At 49.4% G+C, this 1391-nt stretch carries 3 protein-coding genes; 1 reads left to right on the forward strand and 2 read right to left on the reverse strand.

What is annotated here, in order from left to right:
• A partial coding sequence (locus J5224_RS27825; protein ID WP_264628363.1) for a S1 RNA-binding domain-containing protein occupies positions 1–443 on the forward strand: 443 nt, incomplete at its 5' end.
• 182 nt (positions 444–625) lie between these two features.
• On the opposite strand, the gene J5224_RS27830 is transcribed toward J5224_RS27825, so the two are convergent.
• The gene (locus J5224_RS27830; RefSeq protein ID WP_264625087.1) at positions 626–853 is read right to left on the reverse strand and encodes a YdgH/BhsA/McbA-like domain containing protein; all 228 of its coding nucleotides are present in this window, start codon (positions 851–853) and stop codon (positions 626–628) included.
• A gap of 215 nt (positions 854–1068) precedes the next feature.
• The coding region (locus J5224_RS27835) for an omptin family outer membrane protease (RefSeq protein ID WP_264628364.1) at positions 1069–1391 on the reverse strand (323 nt) is incomplete at its 5' end.

The raw sequence follows: 1391 nt of genomic DNA on the forward strand, positions 1-1391 counted from the left end.
CGCGACCGGAGTTCAAAACAGCCTCTTTCGCCGAAGGGGTGGAAACGCTCAACGATCTGCTGCCGGGCATGGTGCTCGAAGGTGCAGTAACCAACGTCACCAACTTTGGCGCATTCGTGGATATTGGTGTACATCAGGATGGTTTGGTGCACATCTCGTCGTTGTCCGATCGCTATGTCGACGATCCGCACAAGGTGGTGAAAGCCGGGGATATCGTGAAGGTCAAGGTGCTGGAGGTCGATCTGCAACGTAAGCGTATCGCGCTCACTATGCGCCTCGATGAACAACCGGGTGACACCGCGTCACGCCGTAGCGCCAGCAGTGGTCAACGTAACACCGGGTCTCGTCCTGCTACTCCTACACCGCGAGCAAAACAGCAACAGAGCTCAGCAGGTAATAGCGCCATGAGCGATGCACTGGCCGCCGCTTTTAAAAAACGTTAGCTTTTTTGTATACCCTAAATAATTCGAGTTACAGGAAGGCGGCAAGCGAATGAATCCCGATGAGCTTACTCAAGTAAGTGATTCGGGTGAATGAGTGCAGCCAACGCACATGTAACTTGAAGTATGACGGGTATAAGCAAAGGGAGCCATTGGCTCCCCTTGTAACGTTTGCTCGACTTCACTTATTTATACAGAACCGCAGTGCCACGCAGTTGGTTGTCGCCAGTAGCAGAAACGATACGGTAAGAAGATGCGCCTGCGGCCTGCGCTTTAGCAGCAACTTGTGATTCAAAACCGCTCAGTGTTTTAGCGCCGCTCACGGAAACGGTACCGATTTGCTCTGCGGCGAAGGTGCCGAAAGAGAGAGACGTCAGGGCCAATACTGCTGCAAAAGTTTTGATGGTTTTCATGATGCTAATCCTTATCTCTGTGGTTAGGAAGAAAACGAAGTGCTTTCGATGGAGAGAAGAATAGCGCCACTACTCGCTAATGAATAGCTAAGTGATTTGCTGTGATAAGTCAATTTTTTTGAACAAAAATAGTTTACTGTTTTAGATGTTTTATCCTGACGCCATATGCTGAGGTGCAAGACAGTCCCGTTACGGTACAAACCGCGCTGAGATTATTAAAAACGATATGCCAGGCCTGCTATTACCGTGTAATACTCATTGGCAATACCCGCAGCATGGCCGCCAATATATTCTTGTTCTCCGGAAACCTGATCGATAATTTGCGTGCCTCCCCGGCTCTCACCATATTTATTCCAACTCAGCGCGGTAAATACCCTGGCACTGGATGTCAGATAATAGCCGATGTCCACCAACACGGAATAATAACGCCCATAATTGCCTTCATCGCGAAAGGTCAGTTGGCGAAAATAGTGCTCATCATTATCGCGCGCTTTAACCCAAGGGCTGAATTTCGCGAGCGCACTCAGCTCAAAATTCT

Source organism: Candidatus Symbiopectobacterium sp. NZEC135 (genome assembly GCF_025962695.1).

Coding starts and splice junctions, on each gene's coding strand:
- J5224_RS27830 (WP_264625087.1), bottom strand. CDS start 853: ATGAAAACCATCAAAACTTTTGCAGCAGTATTGGCCCTGACGTCTCTC.